This is a genomic window from Sorangium sp. So ce385 (genome assembly GCF_051474135.1).
Taxonomy (GTDB): Bacteria; Myxococcota_A; Polyangia; order Polyangiales; family Polyangiaceae; genus Sorangium; species Sorangium cellulosum_D.
In genome coordinates, this window is record NZ_CP150337.1 from 3319203 (window position 1) to 3338753 (window position 19551).

The window sequence follows — 19551 nt, forward strand, 5'->3', positions numbered from 1 at the left end:
CTCCGGTTCGTCACTTCGAGCAGAGGATATCGGCAACGACGGACATGGATTCCTGGCTGCCCGTCGCCGCCATGACCGCGCCGTTCGGCCAGGCGATGAGCCGCGCGTTGATGGTGACCGTGCAGTAATCGGCGCTCACGGCGTTCGGGCCGCCCTGGTCGCTGCCGGCGCGATTGCCTATCGCGGGGTAGATCCTGTCGGAGATCTCCACCTTGGCGGCCCAGTCGATGTCGGCGCGGCCGAGGCTCCCCGGCGAATCGGGCGCGGGCAGCTCCACGAGATCTTCCGCCGCGTCGAGGGCGTGCGGGAAGAACAACCAGCATCGGAAGGGGGGCTCTCCCGGGGGTCTGCGGACCGAGCACCTGTCTGGATCCGCCTCGGGGAAGGTGTCCAGGCCGCCCTTCTGCTCGATCTCGGCGATCACGAGCTGCATCGCGTACTCGGTGAGGTAATGCGTCTGCGTCATCCGGCGCTCATGGCCGGTGGCGATGGTCGACAGCGTGGCGACGTTGACCGCGAACAGGCCGATGGCCGTGAGCATCGTGATGACCAGCACGACGATGAACACGGCGGCGCCCCGCTCGTGGGCGCGCCGGCGGGACCGGGCGATGCTTGCGTTCACCATTTGACGTAGGCCTGGTTCGGGAGCGCGATGTCGGCGTAGAGCGTGCGCATCCGGGCATAGGTGGCCTCGGAGACGATGTCGGGGATCAGGAACCTGAGCCTGCGGCCGTCGGAGCGCTCGGGGTAGCCGACGTCGCGGTCGGGCGCCCGGGTGCGCGTCGAGAGTCGGACCTGGACCGACCGCACGCGCTGCGGGGCGGCGCTCGACTGGTCGTTCGAGGCGGCGATGTTGTACACGGCCGCGTTGTCGGTCGACATGATCGGAAACCGCTGGATGAACGGGTCGGTCACGCTCGGATCGGTGCTCTCCTGCGCGGTGGAGATCCCGAACTTGAGATCGACGGCGTACTCCGCGATGACCTCGAGCGTCTCCGGGATCTCGTTGTCCTCATCGTCGAGCTCGACCCGCACGAGCTCGGTGCGGCCGTCGTCGCCGCTCTGCTCCGGCGAGATGGGCGCCACGAGGGGGGCGTAGGGCGTGTCTTTGCCGACGAGGCTCCGGATGTTGTAGCGGACGCGGTTGACGACGTTCACCCATCCGCCGTCGCCGGTGGCGCCGCCGGGGGTCACGCCGCACCGACCGAGCCCCGAGAGGAGCGGCAGGCCGGGAGACGGCTTGAGGGTGATGGCGATGACGTTGGGCGGATCGCCCTGCACGTTGGTGCCCTGGATGACCCCGTAGAGAACCTGGGTCTGGCCCCGGACCATGACGCGCAGGATGCGGTTCGGCGCGAAGATCTGGGACAGCCCCTGTCCGCTGCCGTTCGCTCGCTGGAGCGTGCGCTGCACGGCGGCGCTGCTCGGATTGAGCTCGACGACCATGGCGCCGGTCGCGTTGCTGATGCTCCTGAACTCGAAGAGCTCGTTGCTGCTCAAGCTCCCACCGATGATGATCGAATCCGGATACAGGTCGTTGGCGACGCTCTGGGCGAGCTCCGCCCCGCCCTCGAACACCGATCCTTGCCGCCGGATCGAGATGCCCGCGAGGCGATTCAGGCCGAGCGGCGCGGGCGGGACCTCGCAGACCTCCGGATCGGCGCGGATGTTGGGCGTCGAGAGGTACGCGGCGCGCTGCAGGTCCGCGGCGAGCCGGTTCAGCCCGACGGTCGCCGCGAGGTGCGAGGCGGACGCCCTCGCCTCGTTCTGGAAGAAGCGCGTCGCGTTCTTCGAGAGCAGGAATGCGGCCAGCGACACGACGAGGCCGGCGGCCATCGCCACGAGCAGCTCCACCAGCGTGAAGCCTCGCTGTCCTGAGGCGCGCGCCCGCGCGGGGGAGATGCGGCGGTCCGTCGTCATCGTAGGTCCTCGCTCGTGTTCCGGAGGACGCCGGTCGTCAGGTAGACCGCGCCGAACCGGTCCGGGTGCTGGTCCACGAGGATCGGGTCGACCGTGCAGTCGATCGGGTTCCCGTTGCGCTCCCAGATGACGCGGATCTCGGCGCGGATGAGGCTCTCCCAGAGCCGCGTCCCCGACACGGGGTCGGTGAACTGGCGGAAGCGAACGTGCGTGCAGAACGCGGGCTCCGACGTGTCGCCCAGGTGGATGTCGGTCCCGAACACGTCGGCGCTCGGCGCCCCGAGCGCGTCGACCTGCGTGGGCGTCACCTTCACCGGGAACGGGCTGGTGGTCGCGAGCCTGATCCACTGGGTGTCGCCGTCGAGGTCGGGGACCCGCCGGGGCTCGTTCCACTGGAGCGCGTCCACCCGCAGCCGCTCCGCCCAGGTCATGGCGATGTTGTTGGCGACCGCGATGTTGCGCGCGTTCGTGTTGCTGATGAGCGTGGCCTTCTGCAGCGCGAGCACCCCGGTGGCGCCGATGGCGAGCACGCCGAGCGCCGCCATGACCTCGATGAGCGTGTAGCCGGAGCGCCCCGCTCGCCTCACCCGCGCCGCGCTCACAGGCCGAGCCTCGCGACGCCGTTCGGCGGGACGAAGACCGAGCGCAGGAGGCCGGTCCTCGTGTTGGTCACGTTCACCCGGATCGCGCCGAGCAGCGGCACGAAGTCCCCGGAGGCCGCGTAGCGCACGTACGTCCGACCCCTCGGCGTGAAGCAGATGTCGGCGTTCGCGCGCACGGCGCCGTCGGGGGCGGTCGGATCGCGGAGCTCCACGGCGGCCAGCGCGACGCCCGCCGTTTGCAGCGTCGTGACGGGGTCGGTCAGGGCGGGGCTCGTCCAGTCGGCGATGCTGCGGCAGCTCGTCGAGATGAGCGAGCCGGCGCCGATGTCCTGGGCCCGCGCCTGCCGCACGTCGAACTGCCCCGTCGCGGCCGTCCACCGCACGAGCACCGCCGCCCCGCGCCCCAGCGCCTGGTAGCGCGCGAGCCGGTACAGGCCGCTGATCTCCATCGCGGCGCGGTTCACGCGGCGATCGCGCATGCCGTTCACGAAGCTCGGCGACGCGGCGGCCGCCAGGATGCCGATGAGGACGACCACCGCGAGCAGCTCCGGCAGGGTGAAGCCGCGCCCGTTGCGTCGTCGCCGCGCGCGCTCTCGCGGCGACGACGCCCGCGGTCGATCGGGATCTCGAAGAGGAGGTCGCGAACAGGGGAAGGGACGCACCAGATGGCCGGCAAAGGCAAGCCGCATGCCCTCGGCGGTGCGCGCTAAACCATGGATTTGCATGATGAATCTCTCAAAGCGGTCCGGGACGGGCGCTAACGATTGCGGCGCTATGAAAAAAGGTGCAAGGCGATCGGGCCATGCGATTCCCGCCGGAAAGGTGTTCATCGAGAGTCCCGTCTGCCCACAGCGCGCCTGTTGCGTGCGGCGAGAGGCCCCGGCGCGGAAGCGCCGGGCGCTGTGCGCTGCTCGCGGGCGCGCTCGCGGCCGCGCTGTCCGCGGGCTGCAGCAAGAAGGAGGAGCCCATGGGCGCGCCGCCGCCGCCGCCGCCGGCCGCGAAGCCGGCCGCGTGCGCGGAGGGCGGCGGGACGATCAGCGACGCGGCGAGCGCGCCGTTCTTCCCGCGCATGACGGGCGGGTTCTGCCTCGACCCGAACGGCGCCGAGAAGACGTTCGGCGAATCGGCGCCCCTGCCGCTCGACAGCATCTGCGACATGTTCGACGGGGAGTGCGAGATCTACAAGGGATTCGGGGTGCGGCGGGTGGTCGAGGCGCGCTACGTGAGCGGCGCCGGCGGCTCGGCGACGGTCGACGTGCACCTCTCGAAGTTCGGGTCCACCGAGGGCGCCTACGGGATGTTCACGAAGCGCACCGTGGGCGACGGCGACCCCTCCGACGAGGCGACGCCGCGCCAGATCGACGGCGGCGGCGCGGCCGCGATGGGGGTCGGGAACGCGTACCTCTGGCGCGGGCAGTACCTCGCCGAGATCACGTACAACGACGAGGCGCTGGCCGAGGCGGCGCTCAAGTCGTCGAGCGAGAAGGTCCTGCCGGGGCTCGTGAAGGAGATGGGCGCGAAGCTGCCCGGCGAGCCGTCGCTGCCGCCGGCGGCGGCGGCGCTCCCCAAGGACAACATGATCCCGCTCGGGGTCCGCTACGAGACCAAGGACGTGCTCGGGGTCGACGGCGCGGGGCCCGGCGCGTTCGGCTACTACAAGGAGGTCGACAAGCGCTACCGGGTGGCCGCGATCGTGCGCGCCGACGTCGATCAGGCCAAGGACGTGCTGTCGACGCTGGCGAAGCTGCCGGGCGCCGTCCGGGAGAAGGGCATCGGCGACGGCTCGGTGCGCCTCATGCACAAGGAGGGCGAGAGCCCCGCCACCGAGTGGATCTTCGCCCGCGCCGACAAGACCGTCTACGGGGTCGGCGACGAGGCCCGCGTGCTCCGTAGCGGCATGACGGCCGACGAGCACGCGAAGCTGACGCTGACCAAGGAAGAGAAGTCGGCGAGGCTGAAGAAGATCGTCACCGCGCCGGCGCGCTGAGCGCGCGGGCGAACGGGTCGCTCACGGCGCTGCGGCGCCCGGGCCTGCGGCCGCCCGGGCCTGCGGCCGCCCGGGCCTGCGGCGCCCGGGCCTGCGGCGCTGCGGCGCCGCGGGCCGGGGGCACCGCGCGCTCACTGCGTGCGGAGGATGACGTGGAAGCCGAACGGCGTCTCGACGAGGTCGCTCACCTCGCCGACCTTGATCTTCTCGAGGCCCGCCTGAAACTCCGGGACCATCGCGCCCTTCGGGAACTTGCCGAGGTCGCCGCCGCGCCGGTCCGCGCCCGGCTCGTCCGAGTACTCCTTCACGATGTCCGCGAACTTGCTCGGGTCGGCCTTGGCCTTCGTCATGGCCTCGGTCGCGCGGGCCTTCGCCTCCTCCTTCGTGCGCGTGACCGTCGCGGGCGCGCGCCGGCTCCCCTGGTACATGACGAGCAGGTGCTTCGCGCCGAACATCTCCCGGGGCGGCTGCGCCGACTGCGCCGGACGCGGCGTCGGGGCGGGCGCGGGAGGCGCGGCGGCGGCCGTGTGCGCGTGATCGTCCGGCTCCGGGGCGACAGGGGCGGCGAGGCGAGCGAGCGGCGTCTTGTTGAACATGCCGAAGAAGCCGAGGAGCCCGATCAGCACGAGCGCGCTGAGCACCGCGTGCGGCGCCCACCAGTACGGATCTTCCGGATCGGCGCCGTCGTCGTCCGCGTCATCGTCGTCGTCGTCGTGCGCGTGGCCGCGGCCGCGGACCGCGGTGGCCTTCGCCTCTTCCTCCTCCCCGTCGTCGTTGCCTTCGTCGGTCGACTCGTCCTCGTCGAGGTCCTCGTCGTCCTTGGCCCTGTCCTTCTCGGTCGTCTTGCTCATATCGCTTCCCTGATCCGGGGCTCGGCCTTAGCACGCGGCCGCGCCGGCCGTCAGCCGATCTCCGCCCACGCGCTCGTGAGCACGGGATCGGGGCGCTCTTTGACCGAGGTCACCAGCGCGACCTTGCCGCCCTCGAGCATGTAGCCCCGCGTGATGAGGGTGTCGCCGGGCCAGACCGGCTTGCGGAACTGCGCGCCGTAGGCCCGCAGCCGGCTCGCGTCGCCGCCCGCGGCCTTCTGGATGATCGCGCGCGCCGCGAAGCCGTACGTGCAGAGGCCATGCAGGATGGGGCCCTGCGCGAAGGCCGCCTTCGCCGCGACCTCCGGGTCGGCGTGGAGCGGGTTCTCGTCGCCCGAGAGCCGGTACAGGAGCGCCTGCTCGGGCGCGGTCGCCTGCTCGACCACCCAGTCGGGCTCGCGGTCCTTCGGCACCGAGGCCGCAGGCTCGCTCTGCGGCGGGCGCGGCCCGCCGAAGCCGCCGACGCCGCGCACGATGATCGACCACACCGTGTCGAAGAGCGGCTCGTCGTCGAGGGTCGTCTTCGTCTCGACGATCACCTGCGCGAACTTCTTGAGGTCGTAGATGCCGGACACGGTGGCGGTCGTGAACAGCGTCCCGCTCGTCGGGAGCGGCCGGTGCACGCGGAGCGTCTGGCCGCCGTGGACGATGAGCGGCAGCTCGGCCCCGGCCGCCTCGAGCGCCGCGAACACGGCGTCCTGCGAGGGGATGACGCCGAACGTGGGGTACACCTTCATGCCGCCGGGCACGCCCTCGTAGAGGTACTCGAGCTCGTCGCGCCGGGCGCCGATGCCGAGCGCGTAGGTGGCGAGGGTCTTCCAGTTGAAGGTGAAGGCGCTGGGCTTGGTCGTGTGGCCGACCGTCGAGAGATTCAGCGGCATCGGGGGCTCCTCGCAGGATGGAAACGGTCGAGGAGGCGTACAGACCTGGCGATGTCGCGTCAACTGCCGCCCGCCGCGCGAACACCGTGGGCGCGTGCGCCGGCTCCACCCCGCGCACGGCGCGGCGCGCACGCGCGCCGTGGCCATCCCGCGCGCGAGATCAGAGCGCCACGCGGTAGGCGATGAGCACGCCGATGTTGAACATGTCGACGCGCTCGGAGAGCGACGCACGATCGCCGGTCGGCGAGATCTTGCGCTGCTCCGGGAGGAACCAGCTCGAGTAGCGGAGGTGGCTCCCGACGCTCCAGTTCTCGGCGAACGCCCAGTCTCCGCCGATCGCGAGCCCCGCGGCGACCCCTTCGGTGCCGATCGTCGCCGCCCTGGGACCGACGTACGCCGTGTCCGAGTACGGGTTGCGATCGGCCTCGACCGACCACGAGTCGTTGACGACGACGCCGCCGACGGTCGCGCCGACCCACCACTCCGTCTTGGGCGTGCGGAGGGCGTAGTAGCGGAACACCCCGTCGAGCATGAAGTAGCGGCGCGAGTGATCGCGCTCGAGGCTGCTGGCCCCGTGCGCGGCGTCGGTGCTCAGCGACGCCGCCCAGAAGATGCCCGCGCCGAAGCCGATGTCGCCCCAGCGGTAGAGGTTGTGGATGCCGAAGGAGACGCTCGTCTCGCCCTGCTCGCACGCCTCCGGGGCCAGGACGGGGCAGACGTCGGCGCCGGGGAGCGTCATCACGCCGCCGCTCATCTCGACCATGGTGTAGGGGCGATCCCGCTCGCGCGCGGCGGCGGCGCGGCGGGCCGCCCTGCTCTCGTCGGCGCGGCCGGGGGCCGCGAAGAGGAGCAAGGCGAGCGCGGCGGCGCCGGCTGCGCCCGCGGCGCGGCGCTTCGATCGGGCGCTGTCTCGGCGCGGCGGCGCTGCTCGGTCGCCCTCCCCAGCGCGGACGTTGGTGGGCGCGCGCGACGTCGGGTACCAGCCGCCTTGATTCACCTTCGTCGAATTATAGCCACGGACCGGTGGACGAGGGGAGCGGCGAGGAGCCCTCCGTGGGCAGCGGGGGCGGCGACGGCGGCAGGACCGGCGCGTCGCTGGCCGGCGGCGGGGCGGCGCCGGTCTTCGCGGGCGCGGCTGCGCCTCCCGACGCTGGCGGCGGGGCCGGCGCGCCGCGGGGACCCGGCGCCGGCGGCTGGCCGGGGGTCGAGCCGCGATGGCCGTCCGGCGCCGGACGGCGCGGGGGCGGCCGGCGATCCGGGCCGGCGTTCCGGAGCCCGCTGCTCTGCGGGGAGACCTGCGGCGGCGGCTCTTCGGGGGGGTCTTTCGGCGGGGCCGAGAGCTCGGCGACGAGGTGCTGGGCCGTGGTGAGCTCCGGGTGCAGCTCGATCGCGAGCGTCGCCAGCCGGATGGCGCCGGACCTGTCGCCGGCGTACTTCCGCCCGAGGGCGTCGGCGACGATGCGCTCGGCGGACTCGCGCCGGAGCGCGACCAGCCGCGCGTCCCTGGGCCACCGCGCGAGCGCCTGCGCGATGATGTCCTTCACGTTCTCGCCGGGCGGCGTGTCCCACGCGTGCCTGCCCATGCAGTCGCGCGCGCGGTCGATGTGCCCTTCCAGCGAGTCTCGCGCGGTCTTTCCCCCGAAGGCGCCGAGGTGCCGCCCGCCGAGGAACGCGACGAGCCCCACCGCGCCGGCGCACGCGAGGAGCGCGGTGGCGCGGGCGATCACCGCGCGGCGGGGGAGCTGCGGCGGCGCGGACGCGACGCCCTGCATGGTCGAGGGGGCGGGCGCGGAGTCGCGCGCGGGGTCGATGCCGAGGCCGACCGCCGTCCGCGCGGGCTCGTCCGGCGCGCCGCTGAAGTCCGCGCTGCTGAAGGAGGAGCGCTCGACGCCGCTCGCTCGGGGCGACGAGGAGCGCTCCGCGTCGCTCGCGGAGGAGCGCTCGACGCCGCTCGCTCGGGGCGACGAGGAGCGGTCGCCGCCGCTCGAGGAGTACCGCTCGACGCCGCTCGAGGAGTACCGCTCGACGCCGCTCGCTCGGGGCGACGAGGTGCGCTCCTCGTCGCTCGCAGAGGAGCGATCGTCCTCGTGGCGAGGCGACGCGGGGCCTCCGTAGAGCGCCGCCTCGCTCGCCGGGAGGAGCGGATCGAGGTCGCTGACGCGGGCGCTCTCCAGCGTGGGCGCGGCGATGCCTCCGATCTTCGCGGCGAGCGCGGGGGAGAGGTCGAGCGACTTGGTGCGCGACTTCGACGCCAGCTTCATGACCGCGCTGGCGCGCAGGAGCCCGGGCTGGGCGGCGATCTCGTCGGGGTCGAGGCCGCTCGCGCGCACGGCGAGGGCGAGGTCGCGGCCGAGGGCGCGCGCGTCCGGGGCGCGGTCCGAGGGCTTCTTGGCGAGGTTCTGCATCACGACCTGCGCGATCGGCGCGGGCACGTAGCTCGAGCGCGCGACGCTGCGCAGGTCGGCCGGCGGGGCGTGGGTGTGCTGGACGAGCAGCGCGACGGGCGAGTCGCCCTCGAACGGCGCGCGGCCGGCGAGGCACTGGTAGAGCATCGTCGCGATCGAGTAGACATCCGCGGGCGGGCCGACCCGCTGCCCCTCGGCGCCTTCGGGCGAGATGTACTTGGCCGTGCCGAAGATGAGCCCGGCCTGGGTGGTCATCGCCTTGTCGGCCCAGTCGAGGCGGGCGATGCCGAAGTCGAGCACCTTCACGTAGTCCGGGTCCTCGCCGCGGCGGACGAGCATGATGTTCTCGGGCTTGAGATCGCGGTGGACGATGCCCTGCGCGTGCGCCTCGCCGACGGCGTCGCACACCTGGAGGATGATGTGGAGCGCCCTCGGGAGCGGGAGCGCCTCGCTCTCGCCCGCCGTGCCGGCGGCGGCGAGCGCCGAGAGCAGCGAGATGCCGTCGAGGTGCTCCATGACGAGGTAGAGCTCGCCGCCGATCCGGGCGTCGGCCGTGGCGGGGATGCTCCCGGTCATGAGCACCTGGACGACGTTCGGGTGGACGAGCCGGCTCGCGATCTTGGCCTCGCGGTGGAAGCGGCTCACGAGCTCGGCGTTGCTGCTGAGCTCGCGGTGGAGGACCTTCACGGCCACGTCGCGCTCGATCCCTGCCTGGAAGGCGCGGTAGACGCGGCCCATCGAGCCGATGCCGATGAGGTGGCGGACCTGGATCTGCCCGCCGAGGGTGAGGCCGACGTACGGATCGCGCTCGGCGGCGCCGAACGAGGCGCTCTTGCGCGAGCTCGCGAGCGGGGTGCCGTCGCGCGGGCAATAGAGCACGCCCGCGTCGTAGCGCTCACCGCACGAGGGGCAGCTCTTCGCGGGGGACGGCTTCATCGACCGCGCTGATCCTAGCACCGCTCCCGCGATAAATTCTCGGAGGGAGCGGCGTTTCGGCGCGTCGCGCCGCCGGGGGACGCTCGGACGTGGACCGACCGGCGCCTTGCGACTACGGTCGCGGCGTGAGCGGTTCCAAGGCGGGCGCGGCAAGGGCGCGCGGCGGCAAAGGGCGCGGCAACGCGGGCGCCGCTCCTGCGCCCGCCGCCGGCCAGGGCGCCGCCGCTACCTCGCGCGCCGCCTCGCCCGCCCGGGAGGCGGCCTCGGCTCGGGAGGCGGCCTCGCGGGCCGAGGCCGCCTCCCGGGCCGAGGCGGCGGACGCGGGGCCGCGGGAGGGCGAGTACGTCGTCACGCTTCCCACGTTCGAGGGTCCGCTCGACCTGCTGCTGCACCTCATCCAGCAGCACGAGCTCGACATCCTCGACATCCCCGTGGGCTTCGTCACGGAAAAGTACCTCGAGTACCTGAAGCTCATGCGCTCGCTGTCGATCGATCTTGCGAGCGAGTACCTCGTGATGGCGGCGACGCTGGCGCACATCAAGTCGAAGATGCTGCTGCCGAGCGTCCCTGCGGGGCAGGACGACGACGGGATGCCGGGCGAGGAGGAGGATCCGCGTGCCGAGCTCGTCCGGCGGCTCCTGGAGTACCAGAAGTACAAGATGGCCGCGGGCGAGCTGGCCGAGCGCGGCACGCTGGGGCGGGACGTGTTCACGCGCGGCATGAGCGAGAGCGAGGTGCCCAAGGGCCCCGCTCCGTTCGCGTCGATGCCCATCTTCGGCCTGCTGGACGCCTTCGAGCGGGTGCTGAAGCGGACGAATGTCCAGATTGATCACGAGGTCGTCTTCGATCGCATCAGCATCACGGATCGCATCGTGGAGCTCACGGAGAAGCTCTCGGCGCGGCGGTCGATGCGCTTCGAGGATCTGCTGCTCGACAGCGTCTCGAAGGGGGGCGTCATTCCCCGCTTCGAGGTCGTCATCACGTTTCTGGCCGTGCTCGAGATGTGCAAGCTGAGGCTGATCCGGGTCCACCAGACGGATCCGCTGGCGCCGATCCACATCCAGCTCTCGGTGCCGGACGGCACGCCTCCGCCGGATTTCGAGGTCGACGAGGGGGCGCCGGCGGCGGCGCGGGTCGAGGCGGCGGGGGGCGAAGAGGCGGGCGCGCCGCCTGCTGCCGGCGAGGGTGGGGGAGCGGAGGCCGCGAGCGTGGGTGGCGGCGAGCTCGCGGAGCCGGAGCTCGTCGAGGCGGCGGAGTTGGGGCTCGTCGAGGCGGCGGAGCCGGAGCTGGTCGAGGCGGCGGAGCCGGAGCTGGTCGAGGCGGCGGAGCCGGAGCTGGTCGAGGCGGCGGAGCCGGAGCTGGTCGAGGCGGCGGGAACGGAGGTCCCGGAGGCTGCGGAAACGCTGAGAGGCGAATCGGCGAGCCCGAAGCCGCTCGAGTCCACGGAGGACGTGGAGGACAGGAGCGTCGAGGCGGAGGAGCCTGAGCCGGCGGAGACTGCGGAGGCGCCGAGCGAAGAGCCGGCGTGGCCGGAGCTGGTCGAGCCCGTGGAGGACAGGAGCGTCGAGGCGGAGGCGCCTGAGCCGGCGGAGACTGCGGAGGCGCTTGAGCCGGCGGAGACTGCGGAGGCGCCTGAGCTTGCGGAGGCTGCGGAGGCACCGAGCGAAGAGTTGGCGTGGCCGGATCTGGCCGCACCCTTGGAGGACAAGAGCGTCGAGGTGGAGGCGCCCGAGCTTGCGGAGGCTTCGGAGGCGCCCGAGCTTGCAGAGGCGCCTGAGCTTGCGGAGGCTTCGGAGGCGCCCGAGCTTGCGGAGGCTTCGGAGGCGCCCGAGCTTGCAGAGGCGCCTGAGCTTGCGGAGGCTTCGGAGGCGCCCGAGCTTGCAGAGGCGCCTGAGCTTGCGGAGGCTTCGGAGGCGCCCGAGCTTGCAGAGGCGCCCGAGCTTGCGGAGGCTTCGGAGGCGCCCGAGCTTGCGGAGGCTTCGGAGGCGCCCGAGCTTGCGGAGGCGCCGAGCGAGGAGCCGGCATGGCCGGAGGTTGCCGAGCCCGTGCAGGCCATGAGCGTCGAGGAGCGGGCTGCGGAGGCGCCGAGCGAGGAGCCGGCGTGGCCGGAGGTTGCCGAGCCCGTGCAGGCCATGAGCGTCGAGGCGGAGGCGCCTGGGCCTGCGGACGCTGCGGAGGCGCCGAGCCACGAGCCGGCGTGGCTGGAGCTGACCGAGCCAGCCGAGCCATCGCGCGGCGAACCTGCAGGGCCGGAGCGCGCCGAGCCGGCGGAGGAGACGAGCCGCGCGCACGACGTTGTGGGGGGCGAGCCAGCGGCGGAACCAGACGCCGGTCCCGCCCCGGAGCAGACGGAGCGCGATGCGGCCGCGGATCCGAGCGACCTGCCGGCCTCGGAGGAGGCCGCGACACCGCCGGAAGAGGCTGCGCCGGCGGAAGAGGTGGATGAGGTAGACGCAGGGAGTGGCCGTGACGGTGGCTGATGCCGCGGCGAAGCGGCGGCGCGTGGCGAAGACGACAGGACAGAGCGCGCCGGCGCAGCTGAGGGCGGCGGCGCATGCGTGGTTCGGCGGAGCGAAGCGGTCGCGAGGAGCAAAGAAGGAGCCGCGCGCGCCAAAGACGCCGGGGCAGGGCGCACCGGCGAAGGCGAACGCGCAGGGCACGCCGGCGCGGTTGAGGGCGGCGGCGCACGCATGGCTCGGCGGAGCGAAGCGGCCGCGAGGAGCAAAGAAGGAGCCGCGCGCGCCGAGGACGCCGGGGCAGGGCGCGCCGGCGAAGGCGAACGCGCAGGGCACGCCGGCGCGGCTGAGGGCGGCGGCGTACGCGTGGCTCGGCGGAGCGAAGCGGCCGAGGGGGGCGAAGAAGGAGCCGCGCGCGCCGAAGACGTCGGAGGGCGCGCCGAAGACGTCGGCGCAGGCCGCGTCGGCGCGGGCGAGCACGCGGGGCACGCCGGCGCGGCTGAGGGCGGCGGCGTACGCGTGGCTCGGCGGAGCGAAGCGAGCGCGCGGCGCGAAGAAAGAGCCGCGCGCCCCCAGGGCGACGCGGCAGGATCCGCTCGCTCGCTTCCGTGCGGGCGCCTGGTCCCAGCTCGGCGATCCTGCGCGTCGCGCCGATGCTCCCGTCCGGAGCGCGACCTCGGGGCCCGCGCAGGTGCCCGGGCTCTCTGCGGTCGCGCGCAAGCATCTGAAGGGCGTGCTGGAGGCGCTCATCTTCGTGGCGGAGCGACCGGTGCCGGCCCGCGAGCTCGCGCGTTCGGCGAACGCGGAGCACCGCGTCGTGCGCGAGCTTTTGGCCGAGCTCGTCGCGGAGTACGACGGGCGGGGGTTCCGGCTGGACGAGGTCGCCGGAGGGTACGTCTTCCGGACGAGCCCCGCATTCGCGCCATTCGTTCGCGAGGTGACCGATCAGAAGCCGGTCAAGATGTCTCGTGCCCAGACCGAGACGCTCGCGATCGTGGCCTACCGGCAGCCGATCACGCGGCCTGAGATCGACGAGATCCGCGGCGTCGATTCCGGCGCGGCGCTCAAGTCGCTCCTGGAGCGAGACCTCGTGAGGATCCTGGGCAAGAAGGACGAGCCCGGGCGCCCGATGCTGTACGGCACGACGGCGCAGTTCCTCGAGTTCTTCGGCCTGAAGGCGCTCGGCGAGCTGCCGACCCTGCGCGAGTTCACCGAGCTGACCGAGGAGTCGCGACGCGCCTACGAGCGCGAGCTCGGCGAAGAGCCGCCGGAGACGGCGGTGGCGACTGCGGGACAGGAGAGCTTCGCCGGTGCGGAGGGATCAATCCGGACGACGGTCGCCGCCGCGGCCGAAGATCTACCGGAAGACGTCGGCGCGTCGCCTACTGCGCCGCGGGAGGGAGATGTTGCGATGGAAGCCATGGAAGACCACGTGCGTGAGGGGAGCTCGGTCGTTGGGGAGGATGCTGGGGCTGTCGAGAAGGCCGCCGTCCGGCGCGACAACCCTGCCGAGGAGGATGCGTTGCGCGACGAAGAGGACGAGGACGAAGGCGAAGAGGGCGAGGACGAAGAGGACGAGGACGAAGAGGACGAGGACGAAGAGGACGAGGACGAAGAGGACGAGGACGAAGAGGACGAGGACGACGAGGGCGAGGACGAAGGCGAAGAGGGCGAGGACGAGGACGAAGAGGGCGAAGACGAGGACGACGAAGAGGACGAGGACGAAGAGGACGAGGACGACGAGGGCGAGGACGAAGACGAAGAGGGCGAGGACGAAGAAGACGATGATGAAGAAGACGATGACGAGGACGACGAGGACGACGCCGACGACGACGACGAGTGAATCGTCATCTCCTCCTGGCCCTCACGCCCTTCGGCCCGTCGTTCACGGCGGTGGGGCGTCCGTCGGATCCGGGTAGGTTTCGGCCAGCTTCATCGCTGCGCTCCTCAGCTCGGGGTGGGCGAGGAGCTTGCGGAAGAGCCGCCAGAGCTCGGGGTCAGAGAGCAGCTGGAGCGGCGAGGCGGTCGCCTGCTTCTTCTTCTTGCGGGGGATCGCCTCCGGACCTCTGCGCCGCAGCTCCTCCATCATTCCGACGAAGCGCTTGGTCGGGAACAGGTCGCCGTGCTCCCAGGCGAGCACCGTCTCCTGCTCGATGCCCAGCGCTCCGGCGAGCTCGCGGGCCGTGCACCCAAGCTCCTGCCGGAGCTTCTTGATGTCCTCGGGGGCCATGCGAGGCGAGGGTAGCGGCCTCGAAAAAAAAAGCGACGTCGAGCAACCGGCGGCGAGCTCCTGCCGAACTCCGCGTCATGACCCAGCACCCGCCGACTCGCCCCTCGTGCACCCCCCGCGCTCGCCGCGCCCTGCCGCTCGCGCTCGCGCCGCTCGCGGCCTCCGCCCTGTCCTGCGCGCCGGAGCTCGCGGCTCCCCCTCGCTCCCCTCCTGAGGAAGCGGACGCCGAGCTCGCCGACCCCGCGGACGCGGGCCCCGAGCTCCACATCGAGCCCGAAGCGCCCCTGCACGCCGCGCCGCCGGTGCTGCGGCTGCGGGTGCGCCTCCCGGGCGCCTCGCTCGAGGGCGTCGATCCCGCCCGTGCGCTGGTCGTCCGCGGCAAGCTCGGCGCGGCGCACCTCCGTCAGATCGAGCAGGGCGAGCTGTCGAAGGCGCTCTCGGAGCGCGTCGTCCCGTCGATCGCCTGGCTGGACGGGACCCCCCCGGGGGACCTCACGCTGACCGTGGCGCCGCTCGTCCCGCTCGCGCCCGGCGAGACCTACGCCGTCGCGAGCGGCAGCCCCGTCTTCTCGCACCACCTCCAAATCGCCGCGGAGGGCTTGCCGCCCGTGCTCCCGCGGATCTGGCCGCCGCCCGACGTCGGGGCGAGCCTTGGCCTCGGCGTCTGGTGCGGCGATGCGCCGCTCCCGGAGACGATCGTCGCGGCGACCCTCGAGCCGAGCGGGCCGGCGGGCGAGCTGCGCCGCGGCGCCGTCGAAGGCATCGGCGCCCGCTGCCTGCGCTTCGAGGGGGAGCCGCCCCCGGCGCCGGGCGACGCGGACGAGCTGCGCCTCGTGGGGCCGCCCGTCGCGTTCGAGGGCGAGCCGGCGGCCGTGAGCCTCGATCCGCGTCCGTTTGCGCTGGAGTCGGAGCCCCTCTCCGCCGTCGCCGCGGTGTGCGCGCCGGACGAAGTGCCTCTCGGGCCGGGGTGCGCCCAGGTCGCCGACGATCGGATCCGCGTCCGGTCGGCGGACGCGCCGCTGCTCTGGGCGATCGCGGGCGAGGGGCTGGACGAGGTCCTCGCCCTACGGCCGGGCGAGCCGTTCGTCCTCGGACCCTTGCCGCCCCTCACCGCCGTGGAGCTCGCCATCGCCACCATCGACAACGCCGGCCGCACGGAGCGGCGGACGTTCTCGGCCATGACGCGCGAGCCCATGCCCCACGTGATCATCAACGAGGTACTGGCAAATCCCGTCGGGCCGGAGCCGGGGCAGGAATGGGTCGAGCTCTACAATGATGGCGACGTCCCAGCTGACCTTACAGGGTATGTGTTGGCCGATGTGGGCGGAGAGACTGAATTGCCCTCCATTTCGCTGGCGCCCGGCGTGTACGCGCTGGTCGTCAACGAGGGATTTGTCTCCGATGATGAGCTCGATCCTCCGGCTCCTCCCGAGGCGCTCCTGCTCCGCGTGCCAAAACTTGGCAACCATGGGCTGTCGAACTCGGGAGAACCGCTCAAATTGATGGATGGAGGAGGTGCAGTCTTGTCCAGGTCGCCCGCCATGCCCGAGCCGAAAGCAGGGATGAGCTTGGCCCGCGTAGGGCCGCGCGCTCCCGACGGCTCGGCTGGCTCCTTCGTGACCAGCTGGCCGACGCCCGGGCGCGTGAACATAATGAACCAGGAGATCCCCTGAAGGATGGGGAGTTTGCCTCCGTACAGGGCGATCTCTCCGAGGGGCCGAGAAAATTCGAGCAAAGCGGGTGACGGACCCGTCTGTGAGAGCTAGGTTTCAATCGAGTAGACAGACGGGTGGGGGGGGCCGCCACCTGAGGAGACGCTGCCGCGCTGTGAACGCGAGCTGTGCGGCAGGTGCCTTTCGCGTGGAGTTCGGCGATGGCTGGTGTTCGTGAGAAGCTGTTGACCGCATCCGACCTCGCAGCCCTGTGCGAGGTCGACTTGAAGACAATCCATAACTGGGTGGATCGAGGGAGGATTGCCCATTTCCGTACGCCAGGGAGACACTTGCGCTTCAAGGCGGCGGACGTGGCCGAGTTCCTCCGTGCATGGGGCTATTCGGTGCCCCGGGAGCTCGCCAAGGCGACCTCCAAGTCGATGATGGCCATCGGCACCAAGGACACGATGGCCCACGTGGCGCGAGCCCTCGGGGAAGGCGTGCCCATCCGGCACGCGAGTCACCCGTACGACGCGCTGATCTACGCGGGGGCGGACCCCGCGGACGTGTACATCATCGACGTCCGGGCCGTGTCCGGCGACGTGGACGTCACCTCCCTCTTCGAGGCGCTCCACCGGGCGAACTCGCAGGGGACGTTCGTCGCGCTGTCGGACGAGCCGATCAGCCTCCCGCAGTTCGTGGGGAGGATCGGCCGCAACGACGCGCAGCAGCTAAGGGCATTCCTGATGCCTGAAGCGGCTGCGCAGCCGGGCGCGCCCCTCCAGGCGAGCGCCGGCGCAGCCTCGGAAGAGCCGCCGCGGAGCCTGGCCGCGGGCGGGTCCTCGCGCTGAGCGAGGGCCGCGGCCGTCCTGCGCCCAGCTCGACAGGCTCGGCGAGGACGGCCGCGGGCGACGGAGGAGAGCCCGCCACCGAGCGCAGCACTGCAAGCACGACCCGCTGCGGACAGAACCCCCCTCCGCAGCGCAACCTGGGGCCGGTTGAAAGGTCGCTCGCAACCCAGCTGCCGAGTCCGCTCCCGCGCTTTCCTGGATGAGCTGGAGAAGAAGAGGCCGAGGAGCGCGCGGGCCGCTCGAACGGTGGCGGCTCGGCGCGCTCAGCTGCCGGCGATGGTCATGGCGGAGACCCGGAACGTCGGAGATGACGTTGCCGTCCGGAGATCGAGGTCGTTCCCGACCGCGTCGATCCGCTGCAAGAGCTCGTCGAGGTTCAGCGAGATGGTCACCTCGCTGACCGGGTAGGTCAGCTCACCATTCTCGATCCAGAAGCCGGCGGCGCCGCGGGAGAAATCGCCGGTCACGGCGTTGAAGCCGAAGCCCATCATCTCCGTGACGTACAGGCCGCGCGGCGTGGAGCGGACGATCTCTTCCGCCGGCGTGGAGGTGGGCTGGAGGATGAAGTTCGAGGTCGACGGGCCCACGCCGCCGCCGGCGCCGCGCGAGGCGCTGCCGGTCGAGGAGCGCTTGAGCTTCCGGCCGCTGTAGCTGTCGCAGAGGTAGGTCTTCAGGATGCCCTGCTCGACCACGACGTTGCGCCTGGACGGGAGACCCTCGCCGTCGAACGGGCGTGAGCCGGGGGCGCGCGGGATCAACGGGTCGTCGACGACGGTGATGAGATCGCTGGCGACGCGCGTCCCCTCGCGGCCGATGAGGTAGCTCGACTTGCGCCAGATCGCGCTGCCCATGAGGCAGGAGCCGAGCAGCCCGAGCATCGAGCGGGCGACGTCCGGGTCGAAGACGACGGGCGCCTCGCAGGTCGGCACCTTGCGGGCGCCGAGCTTGCGCAGCGTCCGGCGGGCTGCCTCTCGGCCCACGGCGTCCGGGGCGTCCAGGTCCGCGAGGTGGCGCCGGGCGGTGAAGTAGAAGCCGCGGCGCTTCTTGTCGTCGCTGTCGTCGGCGACGGGGGAGACCACGAGCTGGGCGTACGAGCCGGCGACGCCGCCGCGGAACCCGCCGGACAGGACGAGGGCGTAGGCGCCCGCGCTCCGCGAGAACGTCGCGCCCTCGCTGTTCGTGATGCGGGGGTCGGCGTCGCGCGCGGCCTGCTCGCCGCGGCGCGCGAGGTCGATGGCCTGCGCGGCCGTGACCTCGCCGCCCGAGGGATCGTAGAGATCGAGCGCGGGGAAGTTCCCCTTGGCGATGAGCTCCGGGTCCGCGGGGCCGGCGAACTCGTCCTCTTGAGAGATGTCGGCGAGCTCCAGCGCGTCCGCGACGAACCGATCGAGGCCGCGGGGCGTGAGGTCGGAGGTCGAGGTCAGCGCGACGCGCTGCTTCTTGATGATCCGCATGCCGAGGCCCTTGTGGACGGCCTCCTCGACGAGCTCGGGCTCGCCGAGCCGCACCTTGGTGGTGAGCTCGGAGCCGGAGCGGGCGATCGCCTCCGCGACGTCGGCGCCGCCTTTCCTGGCGCGGGTCACCACCTGCTCGGCCAGCTCCATCAGTTCTTCGATCTGACGATCCATGCGGGCTCGTTCGGACATGAGGCGACAGGGTGGTGGAGCGCGGTGGCTCCGTCAACGCGGTGACGCGGCGGGCCGGCCGCCGCGGCGGTCCGCCGACGCGGTGACGCAGCGGGCCGCGCCGCGGCGGCGGTCCGTCGACGCGGTGACGCAGCGGGCCGCGCTCGCGAGCGCGCCTCAGCCCGGCCGGTTCGAGCGGCCACCCTTGCCGAGGCCGAGCCGGCGCTGCGGGCGCGTCGAGGCGGGCCGCGGCGGCTCGACCGCGGGGGCCGGCGCGCTCGGGATGGCGCGGGGGCGCGGGCCGGCGGGGGGCTCACCCTTCTGTCCGCCGCCCGGCGGCTCGCGCCGGAGGAGGGCGCTCACGGTGACCGCGAAGCCGGCGGCGAGCATGGTGTGCATCCAGAGGAGCGCGTAGCCGAGCGGACCGCCGGCGATCGGATGGACGCCGAAGTCGCCCTCGACCTGCCGGTAGGTGCCGTCGAGCGCGAGGCGCCGGGACAGAGCGAGGACGGCGATCAGGGCGATCGCGAGCGGCGCGCCGGCGAAGACGGCCAGCGCGCGAATCGAGCGCTGCGCGGTCGGCCGGCCGCCGGCGCTCGCGGCGAAGCGCTGCGCGGCGACGAACCCGGCGGTCACCGAGGCGGCGTCGAGGAGGAGCAGCACGAGGTCGACGGCGGACGGGATCCGGCGGGTGTCGACGAGGTACGCGAAGCTCCAGTCGGGTGCGAAGACGAGGAAATAGGCGCAGACCGGGGCGAAGACGAGGACGGCGAACAGGGAGACGAGGGCGAGCGGCCGATCGGGCGGGCCGGACGCGAGCCGTGGCTCCGCCGCGCGCAGCGCGCCTGGGCGGTGAGGGGCTGCTGCGCTGAACCAGGCGAGCAGCGCGCCGAGAGCAAAGCCGACGAGGGGAGCGACGAAGGCGGGCACGCGGCGCGGAACGTAGTCCTGTCGCCCCCTCCTGTGCAAAGAGCCTGGAGAGTTTGCGTGGTGCGGCACAAGGACGCGCGAGGGGAGCGCGCCGGGACGGCGCGCCTGAGGACGGCGCGCCGAGCGAACCGAGCGAGCGGAGCGCGCGCCGAGCTGCCGGAGGCGCACGGTCAGGCGCCCGACGGGTTGGCCGGGCGCCCGGCTGGG

General features: G+C 72.6%; 16 protein-coding genes. 5 read left to right on the forward strand and 11 right to left on the reverse strand.

Annotation, left to right across the window (positions count from 1 at the left end; all coding sequences use genetic code 11):
• Positions 1 to 10: 10 nt before the first annotated feature.
• From WME83_RS12410 to WME83_RS12425, 4 genes are read right to left on the reverse strand one after another with little or no spacing between them, the layout of a single operon-like run.
• Positions 11 to 625, reverse strand: a complete 615-nt coding sequence (locus WME83_RS12410) for a hypothetical protein (protein WP_437319490.1) — start codon at positions 623 to 625, stop codon at positions 11 to 13.
• A complete protein-coding gene (locus WME83_RS12415; protein WP_437319491.1) occupies positions 619 to 1920 on the reverse strand; it encodes a PilW family protein in 1302 nt (433 codons plus the stop codon). Before WME83_RS12415 ends, WME83_RS12410 begins: the two co-directional genes overlap by 7 nt.
• Entirely contained in the window at positions 1917 to 2522 is a 606-nt protein-coding gene (locus tag WME83_RS12420; RefSeq protein WP_437319492.1) for a type IV pilus modification PilV family protein, read from the reverse strand. Before WME83_RS12420 ends, WME83_RS12415 begins: the two co-directional genes overlap by 4 nt.
• On the reverse strand, positions 2519 to 3352 hold the full coding sequence (locus WME83_RS12425) for a pilus assembly FimT family protein (protein ID WP_437319493.1): 834 nt from the start codon (positions 3350 to 3352) through the stop codon (positions 2519 to 2521). Before WME83_RS12425 ends, WME83_RS12420 begins: the two co-directional genes overlap by 4 nt.
• Before the next feature lie 137 nt (positions 3353 to 3489).
• On the opposite strand from WME83_RS12425, the gene WME83_RS12430 reads away from it, so the two are divergent.
• Positions 3490 to 4509, forward strand: coding sequence for a DUF6599 family protein (locus WME83_RS12430; protein WP_437319494.1), 1020 nt, complete (start codon positions 3490 to 3492; stop codon positions 4507 to 4509).
• Between the two features lie 131 nt (positions 4510 to 4640).
• Here WME83_RS12430 and WME83_RS12435 read toward each other — a convergent pair whose 3' ends face one another.
• The 4 genes from WME83_RS12435 to WME83_RS12450 all read right to left on the reverse strand — a co-directional run bounded on the left by WME83_RS12435 (position 4641) and on the right by WME83_RS12450 (position 9600).
• Positions 4641 to 5360, reverse strand: a complete 720-nt coding sequence (locus tag WME83_RS12435; RefSeq protein ID WP_437319495.1) for a peptidylprolyl isomerase — start codon at positions 5358 to 5360, stop codon at positions 4641 to 4643.
• 50 nt (positions 5361 to 5410) lie between these two features.
• The gene (locus WME83_RS12440; protein WP_437319496.1) at positions 5411 to 6259 is read right to left on the reverse strand and encodes a MaoC/PaaZ C-terminal domain-containing protein; all 849 of its coding nucleotides are present in this window, start codon (positions 6257 to 6259) and stop codon (positions 5411 to 5413) included.
• Positions 6260 to 6419: 160 nt separating this feature from the next.
• Complete coding sequence (locus WME83_RS12445) at positions 6420 to 7256, reverse strand: hypothetical protein (RefSeq protein ID WP_437319497.1); 837 nt, start codon at positions 7254 to 7256, stop codon at positions 6420 to 6422.
• A 10-nt stretch (positions 7257 to 7266) separates the two neighbouring features.
• The gene (locus WME83_RS12450) at positions 7267 to 9600 is read right to left on the reverse strand and encodes a serine/threonine protein kinase (protein ID WP_437319498.1); all 2334 of its coding nucleotides are present in this window, start codon (positions 9598 to 9600) and stop codon (positions 7267 to 7269) included.
• Between the two features lie 125 nt (positions 9601 to 9725).
• On the opposite strand from WME83_RS12450, the gene WME83_RS12455 reads away from it, so the two are divergent.
• Both WME83_RS12455 and scpB read left to right on the forward strand, forming a co-directional pair.
• The gene (locus WME83_RS12455; RefSeq protein ID WP_437319499.1) at positions 9726 to 12080 is read left to right on the forward strand and encodes a segregation/condensation protein A; all 2355 of its coding nucleotides are present in this window, start codon (positions 9726 to 9728) and stop codon (positions 12078 to 12080) included.
• A gap of 709 nt (positions 12081 to 12789) precedes the next feature.
• Positions 12790 to 13899 (forward strand): SMC-Scp complex subunit ScpB, encoded by a 1110-nt coding sequence (scpB, locus tag WME83_RS12460; RefSeq protein WP_437321989.1) that lies wholly within the window; start codon positions 12790 to 12792, stop codon positions 13897 to 13899.
• A gap of 42 nt (positions 13900 to 13941) precedes the next feature.
• Here the strand turns inward: scpB and WME83_RS12465 are convergent, their stop codons facing one another.
• Entirely contained in the window at positions 13942 to 14286 is a 345-nt protein-coding gene (locus WME83_RS12465; protein ID WP_437319500.1) for a helix-turn-helix domain-containing protein, read from the reverse strand.
• A 77-nt stretch (positions 14287 to 14363) separates the two neighbouring features.
• Here WME83_RS12465 and WME83_RS12470 point away from each other — a divergent pair, with 77 nt between their 5' ends.
• Together WME83_RS12470 and WME83_RS12475 are read left to right on the forward strand one after the other, a co-directional pair.
• On the forward strand, positions 14364 to 15959 hold the full coding sequence (locus tag WME83_RS12470) for a lamin tail domain-containing protein (RefSeq protein ID WP_437319501.1): 1596 nt from the start codon (positions 14364 to 14366) through the stop codon (positions 15957 to 15959).
• A gap of 200 nt (positions 15960 to 16159) precedes the next feature.
• On the forward strand, positions 16160 to 16789 hold the full coding sequence (locus WME83_RS12475) for a helix-turn-helix domain-containing protein (protein WP_437319502.1): 630 nt from the start codon (positions 16160 to 16162) through the stop codon (positions 16787 to 16789).
• 263 nt (positions 16790 to 17052) lie between these two features.
• Here the strand turns inward: WME83_RS12475 and WME83_RS12480 are convergent, their stop codons facing one another.
• On the reverse strand, positions 17053 to 18417 hold the full coding sequence (locus WME83_RS12480; RefSeq protein ID WP_437319503.1) for a TldD/PmbA family protein: 1365 nt from the start codon (positions 18415 to 18417) through the stop codon (positions 17053 to 17055).
• A gap of 174 nt (positions 18418 to 18591) precedes the next feature.
• Positions 18592 to 19344, reverse strand: coding sequence for a hypothetical protein (locus WME83_RS12485; RefSeq protein WP_437319504.1), 753 nt, complete (start codon positions 19342 to 19344; stop codon positions 18592 to 18594).
• Positions 19345 to 19551: the final 207 nt, after the last annotated feature.